Raw genomic sequence first — 18891 nt, 5'->3', positions numbered from 1 at the left:
CGCATCGACGGTCAACGTGAGATGATCAACGCCAAGATCGAGTGCTTGTCGAATGCGCTCTTGGCCTGATTGGTGACGTTGCGCCTCAGCATCACGCGCAACGCGGTCAGCTCGAACAACGCATCCGCCCGCTTGAGCAGCCATCGGTAAACTCCTGCCGCAACGCCGACAGCTCCCCCCATAATGGCTGGATGAAGGTCTTTGACGAGATCGTTCGCCACGATGCCAGCGAGCAGGGCAACTCTGAGTCGTTTGCGGTGTTCTTGAACCGTGTTAAAGGAGAGTATTGGGACCAGGTCAGGGAGGTTATAGAGCGCTGGCTACTACGGTTTCCTGCCGGAGGCCAAAAAGACCTTCGGTCCCGTATTCGCGACAAAAATACCGATCGCAATGTTCATGCCGCGCTGTGGGAGCTGTACCTCCACGAGATGCTCCTCGGCTTGGATTATGAGGTCGAATGTCATCCGAGTGTCGCGGGGACGTCTAGAAAGCCAGACTTTCTGGCGGTGGGGAACGGTCACTCGTTCTACGTAGAAGCATGTAGGGTTTTTGACCGTGATGCGGGTACTCCGGTAAGAAATGCTAAAGGCGTCGTGCTGGACGCGATCAACAATCTGGGCGTTTCTGAGATTTTTCTTGCGGTCAATATCGAGAGGGTTGGCTCAGGTGCTCCCCCTGTTCGAGTGATGAAGCGAGACATCCTTACCTGGGTTACGGGATTGGATGTCGACGAGATCAATGCGTACAAGATCGGTGGCAATGACGGGAGGAGGTCTCCGTCGATGGTGTGGAGGCGTGACGACTGGGTCGTCTATATTCATGTGCTTCCAAGAAGTCAGAAAAGTCGTGAGAGGGCAAGCGGTAGAACGCTTGGTGTGATCATGGAAGGCTTCAGGATCTCTGATGACGTCAGGCCGATCTTGGTTGCGCTGAAAGGGAAGGGCTCTGCCTATGGCAAGTTCGACCGGCCTTACCTTATAGCGGTGGGGACTGACAGCTGGTCATATAGTGAGGAGGATATGGAGCACGCCTTGTATGGCACTATGCGTGAGGCGGGTGAATTTGACGAAAATAAGGTTTGGCGCTCGTGGGAGGTGAGAGAGGAAGACGGATTTTGGGGTGGACCTCTGAACCCTAGATACACCGGCGTTGTTGGAGTTCTGGCCGTTCACGCCTGCCATCCATGGAATTGGGCGGACCGCACTCCAACCTATTGGGGCAATCCATTCGCCCTCGAGTCCATTCCGGTGCCGAATTGTTGGAGGAATGTCAGTTTTTTGAACGGTGTGGTAGCGCTCAATGAGGCTACCGAGCCTGCGCGTTTGTCACTGGGTCTTCCTAGCCCTTGGCCACTCGGTGAACCGTTTGCGAGGTGAACCACGCGAACGATTGAAGGGTTGCTCGGGTTCTAATCCTTATTGCTTCAAGCCGGGGGCGGTTCCAGGGGCAATCTCCGGATGGCCGATCAGGGATGATCGAGGTGATGAGATATATGCCAACACGTGCTGGTAGTGCAGCTCTGAGAGTAGCGCCACTCGTTGCGTTCCTGGCTGTGCTCCCGCCATCATCGGATTTGAGAACAGACTTGGTCCCGAGTGCACTGGAGTTGATCGAAGATCGTATACCTTGTCGAGGAACGCCTTGCGCTTCTTCTGGGCGCCTCCCCGTAGGGTTATACCAAAAGCGGTGCCGAAGTTCAGGTGAGCAATGATTGCGTCGATGACGTTTGGGCATAGCTCGTTCACCGCCTGAACGAATCGGGCAACCGGCCGTTGTCGGCGCCATTCGGTTGCTGGAATAGTGAGCGCCTCCATGCCGGCGACAAATAGTATGGTCGCCACGTCAGGGTTTGTCTGTCGGATTGCGGCATCGTAAGAGATTAGAGAGCTTCGTACTTTTTGCATCACCTCTGGACTCGCTGTGCCGGTGAGTCCGAAGATGTCGAGAGGTACGCCGTTTCGCGCGAGGGTTAGTACGGCTGGATCGAATCGGACTTCGGTGGCGTCTCTGGCCTCGTCTTCTGTTGCGGGAACAGAAACCGCAGTAGACCAATCTACTGGACGTCCCATGGCAAAAGTGCTGATCAATCTGATCGTCTCGATCAGATCTGTGGCGATCTTGTCGCTGAATGGGCTGACACAAGGTGCTGGCACGAACATGTGGACCGAAATTGTCGTTCTTGGAACATGGAAGGGATTGTCATCGGCTGGCCCTTCTGGCTTGAAGGTAAGAATTGCGATGTCGCCAAGTCTTCTCCTTCCTTCGATGTAGACCTTTTCGCTCATTAGTCGCATAAACTGCGATGTCAGTAGCTCTCTAACTCCTGGTATGTCGGATGTGAGTTCCGCTCTATAGCACTGCACTTCCCCGAATTCCTGTCTGGAGGCAGCGTTGACGGCGCGCTCGATAATCGAACCAACTTTGGATCGATTCAGGTCGGTGTCGGCGACGATGATCCACGTTGAATCGTCCGCTGACCGCTGGACCTTAAATCCAACTCCATCGGCTCGGGTGAATGTCCATTGACTCGAAACGCCGGTAGAAGGTGATATTGTTCCTGACTGCTCGCCGTTTTCTACTTCTAGTTCTTTGGTGGCGAGAGCTTGGACCCATGACATGACTAGCATGTTGAAAGCTTGGGGCGGGAGATTTACTAGCGCTGGCGACGACGTCATCCGAGCGATTCTAGGTGTTCCTGCGCGTTTGTGCTTCAGGATTCCGCCTGGGCATCCGCTGACCAAGATCGGCGGTCGAGTTGGCGCAGCAGATGTCACTGAGGAGCCAAGTCGTCGCTTGGGCGATCCGGCGGCGGGTGCGGAGTTGCAAGGGTGGGTCTCGTCGGGAACGCCAGTCCGTGGTGAGTCCGTAGACGGCGGCAAACGGGGCAGATTCCCGCTGACGGTGACTGCCTAAAAAGATCAAGCTTTGACCGCGTTGCCGCTGGTCAGAGCTTGATTTCACCCGACGAAAGGTGGTGCCCAGGCAGGATTCGAACCTGCGACACACGGTTTATGTGATCGTGTGTCGCCGTGGTCGCGCCGTGGCACGCTGGTAGTCGTCCACCAGACGCGCCAGAGCGTCCATCCGGTTGCGCCACGGTCCACCGTGCACGCGAGTCATGCTTGCGGTCTGCGCTGCCCAGCGGCTACTACGTCGCCCTGTCACCGACAACACCGGTTCCAAGAACCCCACCAGGACCGGCGCGTCTGTCTTCCCGGCCAAGACTCGCCAACCTGTCCGCGTCGGGTCCGACGAGCGTTCGAGCCGCACCGTGTCCAGGTCCAGCGGAGCAGGTCGCGTCGATCGCGCGGAGCGGCTCGTTCGCGGCTTCGCTTCCGTGGCAGGTTTCGTGACAGCGGGTGCGGGCGGTTCGACCGGCTCGACAGCGGGAGTCGGTGTCACGAGCCGGGCGAGTTCAGCAGCGGCACGCGTGAGCTGACGGGCGACCTGGTCCGCGTCGCCGTCTGTCAGTACCGCGTGACGCACCTCGGCAGCCGCAGCCTCGACAGCGGCCACGGCCGCCAAGACGTCCCCGTGACGGGCGGCGACACGGGCGCGTCGGGCACGCTGCCGACATGCTGCGTTGTGATAGCGGGCCGGTCGCCCGCGCTTCGACCCTGTCGCCAACGGTTGTCCGCATCCCGTGCACTTCACGACACACCACCCAATTCGTGACTAGTTTCGTGACGCACGGCGAGCGTAGCCGGTCGTGTCACGAAACTAGTCACGAATCTTTGGCGACGGCCGGTCAGTGTGCGATGTCCTTGAAGTGCTGTGCGGCCTTCACGATCGCTCCCGTCGTCACGGCGGCCGGGAGCGCTGCCAACATCAGCCGCTTGAACGTGTCCAGGTACGGCCCCCGCTCAGCTTCGTTCTCCAGCCACGTTTCGCCGTGCGGGCAGTCGAAGTGCACCACGTCGTCAAACTGCGCCTCTCGGAACGACAGCACCGCGAACGAGGCCATCGGCGCAAGCTCACCAACCCTGTCTGGCACGAGGAACACCCGCACGCCGGCGAGTTGAGCGAACGACGCGAGCTGGAACAACTGGTCCGCCATCACCAGCGCACCGCCGACCGGACGTCGCAATGCCGCCTCGCCCAGAACGAGATCCATCCGGAGTGACGGACCGTCGCTCAGTTGCTCCACCACCTGTTCGCGGTGTCTGTTGGGGTAGAAGCGGTGCCCCTGCTCGGAGACGGCTTCGACCTGTACGCCCCTGATCGCAGCCGAGTACTCGGGCGTCCAGACCAACGGCGGCAACACGTCCAGCGCCACTGTCCGTACATAGTTCGCCTCGGCTTCTACCTCGGAGTAGGTCCACTGGACGCATGACGCCGTGCCGCCGGTCACGAGGTCGAACATCCGGGGATCACGTGCCCGCTGCGCACCCCAGAACACCGGTTCCCGCCGTACGTCGTCGATCTCATAGACCAGGGCAAGCGCCATGACATCGGCATCGGTGATCGGGACCAGGCCGTTCTGCAGCATCGACGTCTTGGCCGATGACCAGTGCACGCGCTTGGTCACCTCGGCCAGACTCAAGCCGCTTTCCTTACGCCACAAGGCAAGTGCACGCGCGACCTCGCGGTTCTGAAGGTTGGACTTGAACCCTTTGGGCATCGTTCGGCTAACTCCGTGGTGACGCGATGAAGAGGGAGCCGACGCGGCTGCGCGCGCCGCGTCGACTCCCGCACCAGCCTCATTCAGGCTGGTGGTCCTGGTCCGGGCGTTCCGGGAGGTCGAGGAGAGAACCGGTGCTCGGGTCCATGCCGAACTGATGCAGCACGGTCATGCGGTAGGCGACGAAGCCGTACCGCACCAGAACCGACAGGGCCTCATCCGGCGAGAGGTTTGCGTACTGCTGAACGCGCGTCAGCATCTCGTCGGTCAGTGGCGCGAGTTGGAAGCGTCGCTCGATGATCACTGCATCTCCCTGATCGGAGCGGGAGGAAGTGGACTGCGGAACAGGCAGTCAACGCACGGCATCCCTTCAGGCGCGCTCAGCAGCTCCACCGTGCCGGGCAGGATCACCAGACCGCAGTACGCCACGAGTGAAGTCGGCATCGTGTCGCCGGACGGCACGGGAACAACGTGACAAGTTCGTTCCCTCTCGCCAACGACGCCACGGCGAAGGCGTACGAGAAGGGCAGCGGGAGTCACTTCAGGCACGACGCCACCTCTGAACGGTCGAGCCGGTGCTTCCCGACGCGCTCGGGTCGTTCGACCCGAGGAAGTTCCCAGGTGTCTTCCGCGCGGGCTGTCGGCACAGTGGGCTGATCGCTCTCATCAGGCTCTATGGCGTCTTGGAGGTCTTCCAAGACGGCCTGAACCTCCTCGTTCGCCCATGTCGCTTCCTGGGCCGCCTCTCGGGCTTGCCGGACGTACCTGCGGCCGAGCGCAATCACGTACACGAGCGGCAGCACGAGCCAGATCACGAAGAGTGCGATTCCGCCCGAGTCCTTTGCCAGTTCGCTCCACACCGTCATCCACCCGCCTCTGTCCGCGTGAACGAGGCACTCGAAAGACCCTCTTGGAGAGGGTCTGTGCCAGACTGAAATCAAGCCTGACGTTGACCCAGGCTGATGAACATGACATACGGATGCCATGAGTGCGCCGTTTGAGCGCCACTGGTGGGGAGGTCGGGGATGACCGGGACGACGTTGACGGCGACACCTGCCCGCACCGTGCTCGAAGAGCAGATCAAGGCGCGACAGTTGACCTATGAGGAGTTCGTGGAGTTCGCGATGGACTTCGCTCGCGAACACAACGAGCCGGGCACGCTGAGCGTGCGGCATCTTCTACGGCTGGTCGCCGGAGTTCGGAAAGACGGAACGCCGCTGGGGCCGGTGCGTCCTGCCAACGCCCGGTTGCTCGAACGCATCTTCGGTATGCCGATTGCTGAACTGCTGTCGCCGCCTCGACGGCCAGACACGCACTCCGCCGCCCACCCGTTGCGCGTGGCAATAGCGGTCGTGTTGAGGGGATCAGAGGTGTTGATCGTGCGTCGCCGTGGTGACGACGGTTCGGCTGGATGGCAGTTTCCAGCCGGAATGGTCAAGCCTGGTGCGGCACCAGAGACGATCGCCGTCCGTGAAACGCTCAGCGAGACGGATGTTCACTGCGTCGTGCGTGGGGGACTCGGGACGCGACTGCATCCCGCGACGCGGGTTCTCTGCGACTACGTGCTTTGTGACTACGTCGCCGGCGTGGCGAAGAACATCGACGCGTTCGAGAACGCGGACGTGATGTGGGTGGACAAGTCGCGCTTGGTCGGTCTCATCCCGGCCGACCGCATCTACCGGCCGGTGCTGAAGGCGTTGGACCTTTAGGGCGTGTCCGCCGGGTCATGACCGGGTTTTGTCTGGTGTAGCGCGGATCCAGTCGATGATCTCGATCAGGTCGTTGGTGGCTTGCCAGTGGCTGCCCAGCTTGTCGTAGCGGGTGGCCACTGCGCGGAACTGCTTGCGGCGGTTGAACCCTCGCTCGACCTGGTTGCGCTGCCTGTACCGGGTGCTGTCGAACGATGGCGGCCGTCCACCGTTGGATCCCTTGCGTAGCCGGTTGCTGACCTGATCCCGGCGTTCGGGGATCACCGCCTTGATCTTCTTGCTCCGCAGCAGGGCGCGATTGGCCTTGCTGCCGTAGGCCTTGTCCCCGGTCAGCGAGTCCGGACGCTTGCGCGGACGACCGGCCTTGCCGGGCCGGGGCACGGCGATGTCCTCCAGCAACGACTCCAGCTGCTTGGTATCAGCGGCCTGACCAGGAGTGACCCGGGTCGCCAGCGATCTTCCGCGTCCTTCGCCGATAGTGTGGATCTTGGACGTCAAACCACCCCGTGACCGCCAAGGCCCCGGGCTGCCCGCGATTCCTCCGGGCTCAGCCCCCTTTACGAGCACCCGCCGCATGCTGGTGGGCGCGCACGATCGTGGAATCGACCTGGGCGTTCCAGTCGATGTCCCCTTCGGCCTCGGCCCGGCCCTGGACCTGCCGCTTGAGCCGCGCCCACGTCCCGTCCGCCGCCCACCGGCGATAACGCTCATAACAGGTTTTCCACGGCCCGTACCGTTCCGGCACATCCCGCCACGGAGCGCCTGTCCGCATGCGCCACAGGATTCCGTTGATCACCCGACGACGATCACCCCACCGGCCGCCACGACCCGGCTTCGGAGCCGGCAGCAACGGCTCCAGGATCGCCCACTCCGCATCCGTCAGATCACCACGCGCCACAACGCAATTTGATCAAACCCCACGATCAGCGTTCCGGCGGACACGCCCTAGCAGCCTTACTCGCCCGCGCGCTTGCTCCTCAGACTGACGACGTTCGCGAAGCTCGACTCACTCAGCGGGGCGACTACCGCGCGCTTTCCTCGGCTCGCTGTCACCAGTCCATCGGCCTTCAGTTCGGCTACCGCGCGATTCGCGGTTCCCGCGGCCACGTTGTAGCGCTGGCAGAGTTCGACCACGGTCGGAAGGGTGTCGCCCGGCTTCAATGCGCCGCACACGATGGCGCCACGTAGGTCAGCGGCGATTTGCTGGTACGGGCCGCGAATCTCAGGCGTGACGGTAATGGTGGCGCTGCCGTCCGCATCGAAGGAGATCGGCGCGCTGGGCATCCTTCCGCTCAGGTTCCCTGCCGCGCGCTGATCAGCCTCCGACACCCAGGCTGAGTACACGCGAAGCGTTGTCGCGCCGCCTCCACCGTGGCCGAGGCGTCCCGCCACAGTGCGCGGGTCGACACCCGCCGCGATGAGTTCGGTTGCCGAGTAGTGCCTCAGTGCGTGCAAGCTGGTCTCGATCTCCAGCTTGTCGCACATCCGGGAGAACCTCTGCGAGACGGAGTCAGGCTTCAGCCACGTGCTGTGGTCGGTCGATGTGGAGAAGATCCGGCCGTCACGTGCGATCTTCTGTCCCATCTCTTTGGCGAGTTCTTCGCAATGCTGACGGTACGCGCGCAGGAGGTCAACGGTTTCCTGGTCAAGGGCGATCCGGCGTTGCTGGTGAGTCTTCGTGTCCTTCTCCCACGTCTTCGCGCCCTCTTGGCCGATGCTGGTGCGAATCCTCAATACCGCTTTGTTGAGGTCGAGCCAGTCCCATCGGAGTGCGCACAGCTCGCCGCGTCGTGCGCCAGTAATGATGGCGAGCCACACCAGCACACCCCAGGCGAAGTCCTTGAAGGCCTCATTCACGATGGAGGCCGCTTCCTCAGGCTCGGGCGGATGCGGGTTTGGAGTCGGAGTCTTCGGCGGTTCGGCTTGCTCGATCGGGTTGACGGTGATCCAGCCCCACCGAATCGCGCGCTCAAGCGCGCCGCTGAGGATTGAGTGGATCTGCCGGATCGTGGAGTCAGCCAAGCCCTTGCACGCGTGTGGCTTGCATCGGTCATCGCACTCGCTCTTGTCGTGCGGCTTCTTTCGATGCTCGATGAACTTGCCCTTGCCACCGCAATGGGCACGGCACGTGCGCAATGTCGAGTAGAACGAGTCGAGCGTGTGGCCGTCCAGCTTGCCCACCTGCAAGCGACCCAAGAGCGGGCGAATGTGGTTCCGGGCTGCCCGCTCGTAACCGATCTTCGTGCTCGTATCGACGTCCACCTTCGCCAGGTACTCGTCCATGAGCTGATTGACCGTCGCCTTTGTGCGGGGATTGTGCTGCTCGTCAACTTGGTTGAGCAGGCGTGTCCGTACTCGCTCGGCTTCGTCCCACAGTTCGGGGTGGTCGGCCGGAATGGTCTCTTTGAGGTAGTGCCGGAGCTTCGTCAGCGGGTCGATGCCCGCGTAGACACTGACCCTCAGCGCGCCGCTGGGGAGGGTCTCGATCCGGCCGCGCTTGCGGCTCTTGGGGCCTGCTTTGCGCTTCGTCATGGTGCGACGGTAGCCCGTTCGCACCACGCACGGCACCACGAACAGCCCTGAAGATCAACAAAGCCTGGAGCAAGGAGGAGGGCCTCTGACCTGTTCTTGCAGGTCAGAGGCCCTATTCCATCTGGGCGCCCCCGGCAGGATTCGAACCTGCGACCTCGGGATTAGAAGTCCCTCGCTCTCTCCACTGAGCTACGGAGGCTTGAGGAGACCGAAGCGGCCACGAACTGTGGTCGCCGCTGCCCCCAACGGACACATCGTCCGAAGTCGATCGACTGTTTCCGCCCTACGTCCAAATGGGTGACGAAAACGCTCCAAACGTGACGCGTATCACGTCCGTGGGGCCGTCGAGGCTCTCTGCACGAGTGAAACGTCGAGCCTCGTGGGCCGCGGCGGTCTGCCGCCGGCCAGTAATTTCAGCGCCAGCTCGCCCGCTCTGCGGCCCTTCTCGGCCAGGGGTTGACGCACGGTAGTCAGTGGCGGATCGCTGTAGGTCGCTTCGGGGACGTCGTCGAAGCCGACGACGGAAACGTCTCGCGGGACGGTCAAGGCCAGGTCGCGGGCGGCTTGGAGGGCGCCGAAGGCCAGCTGGTCCGACGCGCACAGCAGAGCGCTCGGGCGTGGCGTGCGGGTGAGCAACCACCGCGCGCCGAGACGTCCGAGCTCGCGATCACTGCCGCGCGCCTCCCACACCGGAACATTGTCCGGTTGGACCCCGCCTTTTGCCAAAGTGTCGAGGTAGCCGCCCAGGCGGTCGCGGCTCACGCGGAACGGCACGGCCGAACGGCGCTCGTGGGAAACGGGGCCGGATACGCCGTCCGGGTGTAGCGAGAACGTCAGGATGCCGAACGAGGAGTGACCGAGCTCGAGCAGGAACGACGCCGCGAGCGACGCGCCCAGGTGGTCCTGCACCTCGACCCGTGCCGAGCCCGGCAGCACCGGTTGGTCGATCACCACCAGCGGAAGCCCGCGGGCGGCCACCGCGTCCAACGCCGGTGCGGAGTCCGGGAGCGAGTACGCCACCATCACGTCCGCCTGTGCGCGTGACACGATCGAGGGACGTGGGCCTCCCGTGGAGTCGCCGGGCATCAGGACGAGGCTGTGGTCGTGGCCGTCGACGGTCGAGGCCAGGCCGTCGAGCACGATGGACAGCGCCGGATCCGAGAACGCGCCGGACAGGCCCTGCGGCAGCATGAAACCCACGGCTGCTGACGACCGTGTGGCCAGAGAGCGTGCAACGGGATCAGGGCCCGCATAGCCCAGAGAGCGCGCCGTCTCCAGGATGCGTTCGCGCAACGACGACGAGAGCTGGTCGGGCCGGTTGTACGCGTTCGACACCGTTGCCCTGGAAACCCCGACCGCTGCGGCGACGGTGTCCAGCGTCGGCCTGCGTCGGCGATCGGACTCCACGGAAAGCATCGTATGCGAGAGATCGCACCGAATTACCTGGCGACTCTGAAGCGCTTCAGTCATGCTGGAACGCATGTCCCCACGCCTGGCCACCTTCGTCGTCTTCCTGTTGAACGGCGCCGTCTTCGGCACCTGGGCCTCTCGCGTGCCCGCGCTCGCCGAGCAGGTCGGCGCGGAGGTGGGCAGCCTCGGCCTGGCGCTGCTCGGGGCGAGTGTCGGCCTGGCCGTCACGGCACCGGTCGCCGCACGGATCTGCGCGGTTCACGGGTCGCGCGGGGTTCTGATAGCGAGCAGCCTCCTCAGTCCGCTCCTTTTGCCCGTGCTTGCGCTATCGCAGTCAACGGTGCAGTTCGGGCTGACTCTCATCGCGCTTGGTGCGAGCGTCGCGGCGATGGACGTGTCGATGAACGTCGCTGCGGTCGTCGTCGTCCGTGACCTGCAACGGCCGTTGATGCCGCAGTTCCACGCGGGCTTCAGCTTCGGCGGCCTCATCGGCTCGTTGGGCAGCGCCGCCGCCGCTCAGGCGCACTGGACACCCATGAAGCACTTCCTCATGGCCGCAGTGGTCGGGCTCATCATCACGGCGCTCATCGCGAAGAAGATTCCCGGAGGAGTGGGGGAGCGCCATAGGGAAGAAGCCACTGAACGTAGCAACGTGCTCAAGAGCCCGGTTCTCTGGTTGTTGGCGAGCGTTGCGCTGTGCAGTGCCATCGCGGAAGGGGCGGCGGCAGACTGGTCGGCGTTGTTCATGGTTCGTGAGCGCGGCATGGGCGACGCGGCGGGTGCATACGCCTATGCGGGCTTCTCCATCACGATGGCGCTCGCACGGTGGTTCGGGGAACCGATCCAACGCACGCTTGGGCCCCACCGACTCCTCGCCGCGGGCGGTGGGCTCGCCGCGACGGGGCTGGCGGTCACCGCCACGGTGCCGGTTCCCGCAGCCGGGTACCTCGGGTTCGGCCTGGCAGGGCTGGGGCTCGCGTTCTCGTTCCCCGTGGTCATGGACCTCGCGAGCGAAACCGGCAAACGCGCCGACGGCAGCGGCGGCGAACGCGAGCTCGGCCTCGTCACGACGATCGCCTACACCGGGTTCCTCGCCGGGCCGCCGATCGTGGGCGGGCTCGCGCACGTCAGCTCTCTCGTGGTGTCGCTCGGGTTCGTGGCGCTGGTCACCGCGCTGATCATCCCGGCGACGTGGCTCGCCAGGCGGGCCGCTAGGCAGCCGGCATCCGTCTGAGTGCTTCCTGGCCGATCGGCTCCAGCAGGTCGCGGGCCTTGGTCTCAGTGGCGCCGTTCATGCCAACGGCGACCAACAGCGACTCGTTGCGCGTCACGGCGATGGTCGCCGTGCACACCATGTCCTTCTCCTGCTGGCCGCAGCTGAGCCACGTGGCGTGCTTGGCGGTCTGGACCTCGCGGCCCTTCTTCTGGGTGTTCTTCGACTCGTCGAACGAGCGGTAGGGGACCGCCACCACCACGTACGCGTTCTCCTTCAGCGTGAAGAGGCACGAGTTCGGCATCTCGGCGCGCGGGGCCGGCCTGAACTGCAGCGTCCCGATCGGCTTGAGGTCCTTCTCCGTGACGAGCCCGCACGGGTCGATGCCCGCCGTCTTGCGCGGCGTCGCGATCGCGAGCGGCGGAAGCGGAGCCGCGACGGGTTCGCCCTGGATGCGATAGGAGCAACCGGCAACAGCCAACAGGGCGAGAAGGAGGAGGAGAGAACGGCTCACACGGCGCAACACTAGAGGGTCGTAGGCTCCTGGACGTGGCAATCGAACGCTCCACCAGAACGGGATTGGTGCCCCTCGTCGTCATCGGCTTCGCGGTGGCGGCACTCGTCGCCGTTGCGTTGAGCGCGCTCTCGCCCAACCCTCCGACAGGGTTGCTCGTCGTGCGCGTGCTGACCGAGACCGGCGCCGTGGTGACCATCGGCTCGTTGCTGCTGGCGGCGTTCCTCGTCCCACCGCAGAAGTCCGGCACTCTCGCAGCTGACGGCTACGCCGCGATGCGCACGGCTGGGTGGTTCGCGCTCGTGTGGCTGGTCGGCGCTGTGTTGTCGGTGCCGTTCAACACGGCGGCCGCGATCGACCGGCCGGTCGGTGACTTCACGTTCAGTCAGATGATCGCGACTGCGATGCTGCTGGAGCAGTCGAAGGCGTGGCTGCTGACGGCGATCATCGTGAGCTTGATCGCACTGGGCTGCCGCTTGGTGCTGTCGTGGGCGTGGGCGACGGTGCTGCTGTTCCTGGCGATCTTCGCGCTGGTGCCGGTCGCGGTCACCGGCCACTCGTCGTCGGGCGGCTCGCACGACATGGCGACGAACAGCCTGTTGTTCCACCTCGTCGCCGCGGTGTTGTGGGTGGGCGGCCTCATCGCGTTGCTCGCGCACGGCAGGCGTGGCGGGGCGCACCTTCCCCTCGCCGCCACGAGGTTCTCGAAGCTGGCACTGGTCTGCTGGATCGTCATGGCCGTCTCGGGTGTGGTGAACGCGCTCGTGCGCATCACACCGGTCGACCTCGTGACCTCGACGTACGGCTGGCTGACGCTCGGCAAGGTGGCCTGCCTGCTGCTGCTCGGCGTGTTCGGCTACTTCCAGCGCGAACGCGGCGTGAAGGGCGTGGTCGACGGGAAGCCCCACGCGTTGCTCAAGCTCGCCGGTCTCGAAGTTCTGCTGATGATGTTCACGATCGGCCTGGCCGTGGCGCTGGCCCGCACGCCTCCTCCCGGCGGCAGCGTCGAACTGCCCAGCCGCACGGAGATCGCCATCGGTTACGACCTCGACGGGCCGCCGACGCTGGCGCGCATCCTCTTCGACTGGCGCTTCGACCTGATCTACGGCACGGCGGCGCTGGTTCTCGCGCTGCTGTACGTGCTGGGCGTGCGCCGGCTCAGCAAGCGCGGCGACAAATGGCCGATCGGGCGGACCGTTGCGTGGCTGTGCGGGTGTTTCTCTCTCTTGTTCGCCACGTCGTCGGGGATGGGCCGGTACTCGCCGGCGATGTTCAGCGTGCACATGGAAGCGCACATGGTGCTGTCCATGCTGACGCCGATCCTGTTCGTCCTGGGCGGGCCGGTGACGCTGGCGTTGCGCGCGTTGCCGGTCAACAAAGAGGTGCCGGGGCCGCGAGAGTGGTTGCTGGCCTTCGTGCACTCACCGGTCGCGCGGGTGCTGACGAACCCCTTCGTGGCGCTGGCGTTGTTCGTCGGTTCCTTCTACGCCCTGTACTTCTCGGGGCTGTTCGAGGCTGCGCTGCCGTTCCACTGGGCGCACCTCGCGATGAACGCCCACTTCATCCTCGCGGGCTACGTCTTCTACTGGCCCGTGATCGGCGTGGACCCGTCGCCGAACAAGCTGCCGCCGCTCGGCCGGTTGGGGCTGTTGTTCGCGTCGATCCCGTTCCACGCGTTCTTCGGCGTCGTGCTGATGAGCTCCGCGAACGTCATCGGCGAGCAGTTCTACCGCAACCTGTCGTTGCCGTGGGTGCAGAACCTGCTGGAGGACCAGCGACTCGGCGGCGGCATCGCCTGGGCGGCGGGGGAGATCCCGTTGCTGGTGGTGATGGTCGCCCTGCTCACGCAGTGGGCGCGGCAGGACTCCCGTGAGGCGAAGAGGCTGGACCGCAAGGCCGACGCCGATGGCGACGCCGACCTCGAGGCCTACAACGCGATGCTCCGCAAGATGGCGGGCAAGGACTAGATGGACAGGGGCCTGCGGAAGCCGCGGACCGCGAAGAACGCTCCGATCGCCGCGATCGCGCCGCTCGTGACCAGCGCTCCGGCCACCCCGGTGATCGGGTGGGCCAGCGCCAGGCTGCGGGCGGCGTCGACCGCGTAGGTCAGCGGGTTGACCTTCGCGATCGCCTGCAGCCAGCCGGGCAGGCCGTTGATCGGCACGAACGCGCTGGACGCGAACATCAGCGGGAACATCGCCAGGAAGCCGACGGTCTGCATCAGCTCCGCCTTGCGCACCCACGCGGCGATCGCGATGAACACCCAGCTCAGCGCCCATCCCACGACCAGTGCGAGGCCCAGGGCGGCGAGCGTGCCGAGCATGCCGCCGTCCGGCCGGAAGCCGAACACCAGCACGCCGAACGCGATCATCAGCACGAGCTGGAACGCCGTCCTGACCGCGTCGGACAGGTTGCGGGCCAGCAGAACCGTGCTCGGTCTGATGGGCAGCGAACGGAATCGCGCGAGCACACCGTTCGACATGTCCTGCACGAGTCCGATGCCGGACGCGAGAGAGGACTGCATCGCGGTGTTCACGAGGATCGCGGGCAGCAGGAAGTTGATGTAGGTCATGCCCGGCGGGAAGTTCGCCGTGGACGTGATGCTGCTGAAGATCTGGCTGAACAGCGTCAGCATGATCAACGGCTGCAACACGCTGAAGAACACGAGTGCGGGCGTGCGCAGGAGTGCGCGCAGAGAACGGCCAGTCAGCACCAGAACCTGTGTCGGATAGCTGCTGCCGTGCCAGGTCAAGGTCGCCATGATTCCCCCTAGTTCGCGGCGAGAGTGAGGTAGACGTCGTCCAGGGTCGGCTCTGCGAGGCCGATTTCGTGGGCCTCCAAGCCGTTGTCGTCCAACGCGCGCACGACCGTCGCGAGATCTCGTGACGCGCTCACGGGCGTGGTGAGGGTGAGGCCCTCTGCGACGGGGTGGAGCCCGACCGCGTTGATCGCCTTCAGCGCGGTGTCCACATCGGACGCCGAGTCGAGGGCGACGGTCACCGTGCGCTGGCCGACCTGGGCCTTGAGCTCGGCGCTGGTGCCGGACGCGACGACCTTGCCGTGGGACAGCACGGTGATCGTGTCGGCGAGGCGGTCGGCCTCGTCGAGGTACTGCGTCGTGAGCAGCACGGTGGTGCCGTCCGCGACGAGCTTCTCGACGATCTCCCACATCGCCAGGCGGCTCGCGGGGTCGAGGCCGGTGGTCGGCTCGTCGAGGAACAGGACCTCTGGCCTGCCGACCAGGGACGCGGCCAGGTCGAGACGCCGCCGCATGCCGCCGGAGTACGTCTTGGCGTTGCGCTTGGCGGCGTCGGTGAGGTCGAACTGCTCCAGCAGGTCGTCCGCGCGCTGGTGGGCCTGCTTGCGGCCGGCCCCGAGCAGACGGGCGATCAGCACCAGGTTGTCGTGGCCGCTGAGCTGCTCGTCGACGGCGGCGAACTGGCCGGTCAGGCCGATGCGGCTGCGGACCTCGTGGCCTTGTCCCACGACGTCGAACCCCGCGACGCGCGCGCTGCCGCCGGACAGCGGCAGCATCGTCGTGAGGATGTTGACCAGCGTGGTCTTGCCGGCGCCGTTGTGGCCGAGGAGCCCGAGAACGGTGCCCTTCTTCGCGGTGACGCTCACGCCGTCGAGTGCGTGCACGTCACCGAATCGCTTGCTCACGTCCGTGGCTTCGATCATGAGCTCACTCATTTGTTTCCCCCTTGAGTGCGCCGTGCAGGAAAAGTTCGACGATGTCGGCGGGTTCGGCGGCGATCTGACCGAAGCCCGCGCCCATGCGGTTCGTGAAGACGGCGCCGAGCAGCATCCGCGCGGCGAGATCGGGGCCGACGCGCAGGTCCGCGTCGCCGAACAGGCCGGCGACCGCTTCGGTCAGTTGCTGCATGCCGATCGGCGGTCCCTTGTGCTTCTTGTGGTCCTCGTCGCGCGGTTGGTAGCCGGACTCGCGCAACGCGCCGATGACGCCCCACATGCGGTCGAGGTAGCCGCTGAACGTCGCGACACCCGCAGTCAGCCGTTGCTCCAACGGCACGTCCGCCGGGATCGCCGCGAGGCGGGCGACCTCTTCGTCAGAGTGCAGCGCGCGCTGGATGCACGCGTCGAGCAGTTCCGCCTTGTCCTTGAAGACGCGGAACACCGTGCCTTCCGCGATACCGGCCGCGGCGGCGATCTGGCTGGTGGTGACGTTCGCGCCGGCCTTCAGGACGAGCGGCAACGTGGCCTGGAGGATCGCTTCGCGGCGATCTTCCGGGCTCATCGCGGGGGCGCGGCGGCGGCGTGGTTCCTCTGACACGCCACCACTGTATGAGTGAGTACTCACTCATGTCAATGAGTGGGCGCTCACTCACTCGCGCGCTCCAGCGCCGCTCTAGCACACAGGTCCGACAATTCCGCGGTTCCTGGCCGTCGAAGATCCCGACCTGTCCACAACCCGCGAGTAATCCACAGATCCCCCGTCCACCCCACTCGCCTCCACCCCTCCCGGAGCAACCTGGAGCAGCAACCCCGCGACCCTGGAGGCAAGAACCCGATGTCCTGGAATTCCACGCTGGTCACCGTCGTTGGTCAGGTGGCGAGCGAGATCTCGTACAAGTACGGCGAGGACGGCAAGACCAACGCGTACTTCCGCATCCAGTCGACCGAGCGCCGGTACAACACCTCGATCGGCGACTGGGAGGACGGGGAGTCGCTCTGGCTCGGCGTGTCGTGCTGGCGCAAGCTCGCCGACAGCGTGAAGACCGCGCTGTCCAAGGGGGATCCCGTGATCGTCCAGGGCAAGCTGCGCATGCGTCACTACGAGAAGGACGACGTGAAACGGACGGCCGTCAACCTGGACGCGCTCCACGTCGGGCTGGATCTGAGCCGGGTGCAGTCACTCGGCTCCGCTCCCGTCGTTGAACCGCGGGTGAGCGATGATCTCGCCGAGGAACCCGTGCCGTTTTGATCTTGCGCCCTTCGGGGCAACCGCACACGGGAGTTCCCCGATCCCACCCGATCCGGCAGCGCCGCCGGACAAGATGTACGCACCGCGATCCGAGAAGGAGGGAAGCTCGTAGATCGGAGCCGACGAGGACCGATCGCCGACAGTTGTTCATGTTCGAATGGAACGGGCTGGTCACCGACTCGCGTGGCGCTCGATCCGGGGCTGAACGGCTGCTTGTCGGCGACCGAGGTCAGTGGCCTCCGGACACCGCTCTACGATCGCCGCCATGGCCGAGTTCATCTACACCATGAAAAAGGTGCGCAAGGCGCACGGTGACAAGGTCATCCTCGATGACGTCACGATCATGTTCTACCCCGGCGCGAAGATCGGTGTGGTCGGTCCCAACGGCGCCGGCAAGTCGAGCGTGCTCAAGATCATGGCGGGGTTGGACACACCCGGCAACGGTGAGGCCTACCTGTCCCCCGGTTACACCGTGGGCATCCTGCAGCAGGAGCCGCCGCTCAACGAGGAGAAGACCGTTCTCGGCAACGTCCAGGAGGGCCTGGGCGAGATCAAGGTGAAGCTCGACCGCTTCAACGAGATCGCCGAGCTGATGGCGACCGACTACTCCGACGAGCTGATGGAGGAGATGGGCAAGCTCCAGGAGGAGCTCGACCACGCCAACGCGTGGGACCTCGACTCCCAGCTGGAGCAGGCGATGGACGCCCTGCGCTGCCCGCCGCCGGACGCCGACGTCACCAAGCTCTCCGGTGGTGAGCGCCGCCGTGTCGCGCTGTGCAAGCTGCTGCTGAGCAAGCCCGACCTGCTGCTGCTCGACGAGCCCACCAACCACCTGGACGCGGAGAGCGTCCTGTGGCTGGAGCAGCACCTCGCGCAGTACCCCGGTGCCGTCCTCGCCGTCACCCACGACCGGTACTTCCTGGACAACCTGGCCGAGTGGATCCTCGAGCTCGACCGCGGCCGGGCCATTCCCTACGAGGGCAACTACTCCACCTACCTGGAGAAGAAGGCCGAGCGTCTCGCGGTCCAGGGCAAGAAGGACCAGAAGCTGCAGAAGCGCCTCAAGGACGAGCTGGAGTGGGTGCGCTCCGGCGCCAAGGCCCGCCAGGCCAAGTCCAAGGCGCGTCTCGACCGCTACGAGGAGATGGCGGCCGAGGCGGAGAAGACCCGCAAGCTCGACTTCGAGGAGATCCAGATCCCGCCGGGCCCGCGTCTGGGCAACGTCGTGGTCGAGGTCGACAAGCTGAAGAAGGGCTTCGGCGACCGGGTCCTGATCGACGGACTGTCGTTCACGTTGCCGCGCAACGGCATCGTGGGCGTCATCGGCCCGAACGGCGTCGGCAAGACCACGCTGTTCAAGACCATCGTCGGCCTCGAGGAGCCGGATGCCGGCAGCGTGAAGGTCGGAGACACGGTCCTGCTGTCGTACGTCGACCAGAACCGCGGTGGCATCGACCCGAAGAAGAACGTGTGGGAGGTCGTGTCCGGCGGACTCGACTACATCCACGTCGGCAACGTCGAGATGCCGTCCCGCGCGTACGTCAGCGCGTTCGGCTTCAAGGGCCCGGACCAGCAGAAGCCCGCGGGCGTGCTGTCCGGCGGTGAGCGCAACCGCCTGAACCTCGCGCTCACGCTCAAGATCGGCGGCAACCTGATCCTGCTGGACGAGCCGACGAACGACCTCGACGTCGAGACCCTGGGCTCGCTGGAGAACGCTCTCGAGCAGTTCCCCGGCTGCGCCGTCGTGATCTCCCACGACCGGTGGTTCCTCGACCGCGTCGCCACGCACATCCTCGCGTGGGAGGGCACGGACGAGAACCCGTCGCAGTGGTACTGGTTCGAGGGCAACTTCGAAGGTTACGAGAAGAACAAGATCGAGCGCCTGGGTGCCGAAGCGGCCCGTCCGCACCGTGTTACGTACCGCAAGCTGACACGGGACTGAGAGGG

Annotated in this window: 19 protein-coding genes and 1 tRNA gene; 6 read left to right on the top strand and 14 right to left on the bottom strand. The window is 64.9% G+C overall.

The genetic code is table 11. The features are described 5' to 3' along the window. Positions 1-11 precede the first annotated feature (11 nt). On the bottom strand, positions 12-221 hold the full coding sequence (locus C8D87_RS45260) for a hypothetical protein (protein ID WP_146771840.1): 210 nt from the start codon (positions 219-221) through the stop codon (positions 12-14). On the opposite strand from C8D87_RS45260, the gene C8D87_RS45255 reads away from it, so the two are divergent. Further along, positions 192-1376: a hypothetical protein gene (locus C8D87_RS45255; RefSeq protein WP_146771839.1), complete on the top strand. Its 1185-nt coding sequence runs from the start codon at positions 192-194 to the stop codon at positions 1374-1376. The genes C8D87_RS45260 and C8D87_RS45255 overlap by 30 nt on opposite strands. 39 nt (positions 1377-1415) lie before the next feature. Here C8D87_RS45255 and C8D87_RS45250 read toward each other — a convergent pair whose 3' ends face one another. From C8D87_RS45250 to C8D87_RS23300, 5 genes are all read right to left on the bottom strand, one after another. Then, on the bottom strand, positions 1416-2618 hold the full coding sequence (locus tag C8D87_RS45250; RefSeq protein ID WP_146771838.1) for a hypothetical protein: 1203 nt from the start codon (positions 2616-2618) through the stop codon (positions 1416-1418). Positions 2619-3748: 1130 nt separating this feature from the next. Further along, a complete protein-coding gene (locus C8D87_RS23315) occupies positions 3749-4621 on the bottom strand; it encodes a helix-turn-helix domain-containing protein (protein WP_112228361.1) in 873 nt (290 codons plus the stop codon). Positions 4622-4700: 79 nt separating this feature from the next. Continuing rightward, positions 4701-4925 (bottom strand): hypothetical protein, encoded by a 225-nt coding sequence (locus C8D87_RS23310; protein ID WP_112228360.1) that lies wholly within the window; start codon positions 4923-4925, stop codon positions 4701-4703. Beyond that, positions 4922-5083, bottom strand: coding sequence for a hypothetical protein (locus C8D87_RS23305; protein ID WP_325049701.1), 162 nt, complete (start codon positions 5081-5083; stop codon positions 4922-4924). The genes C8D87_RS23310 and C8D87_RS23305 overlap by 4 nt, the downstream gene beginning before the upstream one ends. Positions 5084-5157: 74 nt before the next feature. Beyond that, complete coding sequence (locus tag C8D87_RS23300; RefSeq protein WP_112228358.1) at positions 5158-5487, bottom strand: hypothetical protein; 330 nt, start codon at positions 5485-5487, stop codon at positions 5158-5160. Positions 5488-5646: 159 nt separating this feature from the next. Here C8D87_RS23300 and C8D87_RS47040 point away from each other — a divergent pair, with 159 nt between their 5' ends. Then, on the top strand, positions 5647-6330 hold the full coding sequence (locus C8D87_RS47040) for an NUDIX hydrolase (RefSeq protein ID WP_215732446.1): 684 nt from the start codon (positions 5647-5649) through the stop codon (positions 6328-6330). A gap of 15 nt (positions 6331-6345) precedes the next feature. Here C8D87_RS47040 and C8D87_RS23290 read toward each other — a convergent pair. The 4 genes from C8D87_RS23290 to C8D87_RS23275 all read right to left on the bottom strand — a co-directional run bounded on the left by C8D87_RS23290 (position 6346) and on the right by C8D87_RS23275 (position 10278). After that, positions 6346-7228 (bottom strand): IS5 family transposase gene (locus C8D87_RS23290; RefSeq protein ID WP_411711423.1). Its coding sequence is split into 2 segments (ribosomal slippage): positions 6346-6886 and positions 6885-7228, totalling 885 coding nucleotides; the frame shifts between segments, so codons are not numbered across the junction. A 56-nt stretch (positions 7229-7284) separates the two neighbouring features. Further along, positions 7285-8862, bottom strand: coding sequence for a tyrosine-type recombinase/integrase (locus tag C8D87_RS23285; RefSeq protein ID WP_112228665.1), 1578 nt, complete (start codon positions 8860-8862; stop codon positions 7285-7287). 126 nt (positions 8863-8988) lie between these two features. Next, a tRNA-Arg gene (locus C8D87_RS23280) sits at positions 8989-9061 on the bottom strand. 128 nt (positions 9062-9189) lie between these two features. Then, the gene (locus C8D87_RS23275) at positions 9190-10278 is read right to left on the bottom strand and encodes a LacI family DNA-binding transcriptional regulator (protein WP_411711422.1); all 1089 of its coding nucleotides are present in this window, start codon (positions 10276-10278) and stop codon (positions 9190-9192) included. Positions 10279-10342: 64 nt separating this feature from the next. Here C8D87_RS23275 and C8D87_RS23270 point away from each other — a divergent pair, with 64 nt between their 5' ends. Beyond that, on the top strand, positions 10343-11506 hold the full coding sequence (locus tag C8D87_RS23270) for an MFS transporter (RefSeq protein ID WP_112228664.1): 1164 nt from the start codon (positions 10343-10345) through the stop codon (positions 11504-11506). On the opposite strand, the gene C8D87_RS23265 is transcribed toward C8D87_RS23270, so the two are convergent. Then, positions 11484-11999, bottom strand: coding sequence for a hypothetical protein (locus tag C8D87_RS23265; protein ID WP_112228357.1), 516 nt, complete (start codon positions 11997-11999; stop codon positions 11484-11486). The genes C8D87_RS23270 and C8D87_RS23265 overlap by 23 nt on opposite strands. Positions 12000-12034: 35 nt before the next feature. Between C8D87_RS23265 and C8D87_RS23260 the strand changes: the two genes are divergently transcribed. After that, a complete protein-coding gene (locus C8D87_RS23260; RefSeq protein WP_233442248.1) occupies positions 12035-13966 on the top strand; it encodes a cytochrome c oxidase assembly protein in 1932 nt (643 codons plus the stop codon). On the opposite strand, the gene C8D87_RS23255 is transcribed toward C8D87_RS23260, so the two are convergent. The 3 genes from C8D87_RS23255 to C8D87_RS23245 are packed head-to-tail and all read right to left on the bottom strand — an operon-like array spanning position 13963 to position 16293. Next, complete coding sequence (locus C8D87_RS23255) at positions 13963-14760, bottom strand: ABC transporter permease (RefSeq protein WP_112228355.1); 798 nt, start codon at positions 14758-14760, stop codon at positions 13963-13965. The two genes, C8D87_RS23260 and C8D87_RS23255, sit on opposite strands and share 4 nt — an antisense overlap. An 8-nt stretch (positions 14761-14768) precedes the next feature. Then, complete coding sequence (locus tag C8D87_RS23250; protein WP_112228354.1) at positions 14769-15692, bottom strand: ATP-binding cassette domain-containing protein; 924 nt, start codon at positions 15690-15692, stop codon at positions 14769-14771. Next, positions 15685-16293 (bottom strand): TetR/AcrR family transcriptional regulator, encoded by a 609-nt coding sequence (locus tag C8D87_RS23245; RefSeq protein ID WP_109640877.1) that lies wholly within the window; start codon positions 16291-16293, stop codon positions 15685-15687. The genes C8D87_RS23250 and C8D87_RS23245 overlap by 8 nt, the downstream gene beginning before the upstream one ends. A 237-nt stretch (positions 16294-16530) precedes the next feature. On the opposite strand from C8D87_RS23245, the gene ssb reads away from it, so the two are divergent. Beyond that, positions 16531-16944, top strand: a complete 414-nt coding sequence (gene ssb / locus C8D87_RS23240; RefSeq protein ID WP_112228353.1) for a single-stranded DNA-binding protein — start codon at positions 16531-16533, stop codon at positions 16942-16944. A gap of 265 nt (positions 16945-17209) precedes the next feature. Continuing rightward, complete coding sequence (ettA, locus tag C8D87_RS23235) at positions 17210-18886, top strand: energy-dependent translational throttle protein EttA (protein ID WP_109640779.1); 1677 nt, start codon at positions 17210-17212, stop codon at positions 18884-18886. Positions 18887-18891: the final 5 nt, after the last annotated feature.

Origin of the sequence: Lentzea atacamensis (assembly GCF_003269295.1) — a bacterium.
GTDB classification, from domain to species: domain Bacteria; phylum Actinomycetota; class Actinomycetes; order Mycobacteriales; family Pseudonocardiaceae; genus Lentzea; species Lentzea atacamensis.
Note: the sequence above shows the minus strand (reverse complement) of the source record. Positions and strands in the feature narration are given on the sequence as shown.

Bases quoted from the DNA above. Each gene is read 5' to 3' on its own strand.
- C8D87_RS45255 (WP_146771839.1), top strand. From the start codon at position 192: ATGAAGGTCTTTGACGAGATCGTTCGCCACGATGCCAGCGAGCAGGGC.
- C8D87_RS45250 (WP_146771838.1), bottom strand. From the start codon at position 2,618: ATGTCATGGGTCCAAGCTCTCGCCACCAAAGAACTAGAAGTAGAAAAC.
- C8D87_RS23315 (WP_112228361.1), bottom strand. From the start codon at position 4,621: ATGCCCAAAGGGTTCAAGTCCAACCTTCAGAACCGCGAGGTCGCGCGT.
- C8D87_RS23300 (WP_112228358.1), bottom strand. From the start codon at position 5,487: ATGACGGTGTGGAGCGAACTGGCAAAGGACTCGGGCGGAATCGCACTC.
- C8D87_RS47040 (WP_215732446.1), top strand. From the start codon at position 5,647: ATGACCGGGACGACGTTGACGGCGACACCTGCCCGCACCGTGCTCGAA.
- C8D87_RS23285 (WP_112228665.1), bottom strand. From the start codon at position 8,862: ATGACGAAGCGCAAAGCAGGCCCCAAGAGCCGCAAGCGCGGCCGGATC.
- C8D87_RS23275 (WP_411711422.1), bottom strand. From the start codon at position 10,278: ATGCTTTCCGTGGAGTCCGATCGCCGACGCAGGCCGACGCTGGACACC.
- C8D87_RS23270 (WP_112228664.1), top strand. From the start codon at position 10,343: ATGTCCCCACGCCTGGCCACCTTCGTCGTCTTCCTGTTGAACGGCGCC.
- C8D87_RS23255 (WP_112228355.1), bottom strand. From the start codon at position 14,760: ATGGCGACCTTGACCTGGCACGGCAGCAGCTATCCGACACAGGTTCTG.
- C8D87_RS23250 (WP_112228354.1), bottom strand. From the start codon at position 15,692: ATGAGTGAGCTCATGATCGAAGCCACGGACGTGAGCAAGCGATTCGGT.
- ssb (WP_112228353.1), top strand. From the start codon at position 16,531: ATGTCCTGGAATTCCACGCTGGTCACCGTCGTTGGTCAGGTGGCGAGC.
- ettA (WP_109640779.1), top strand. From the start codon at position 17,210: ATGGCCGAGTTCATCTACACCATGAAAAAGGTGCGCAAGGCGCACGGT.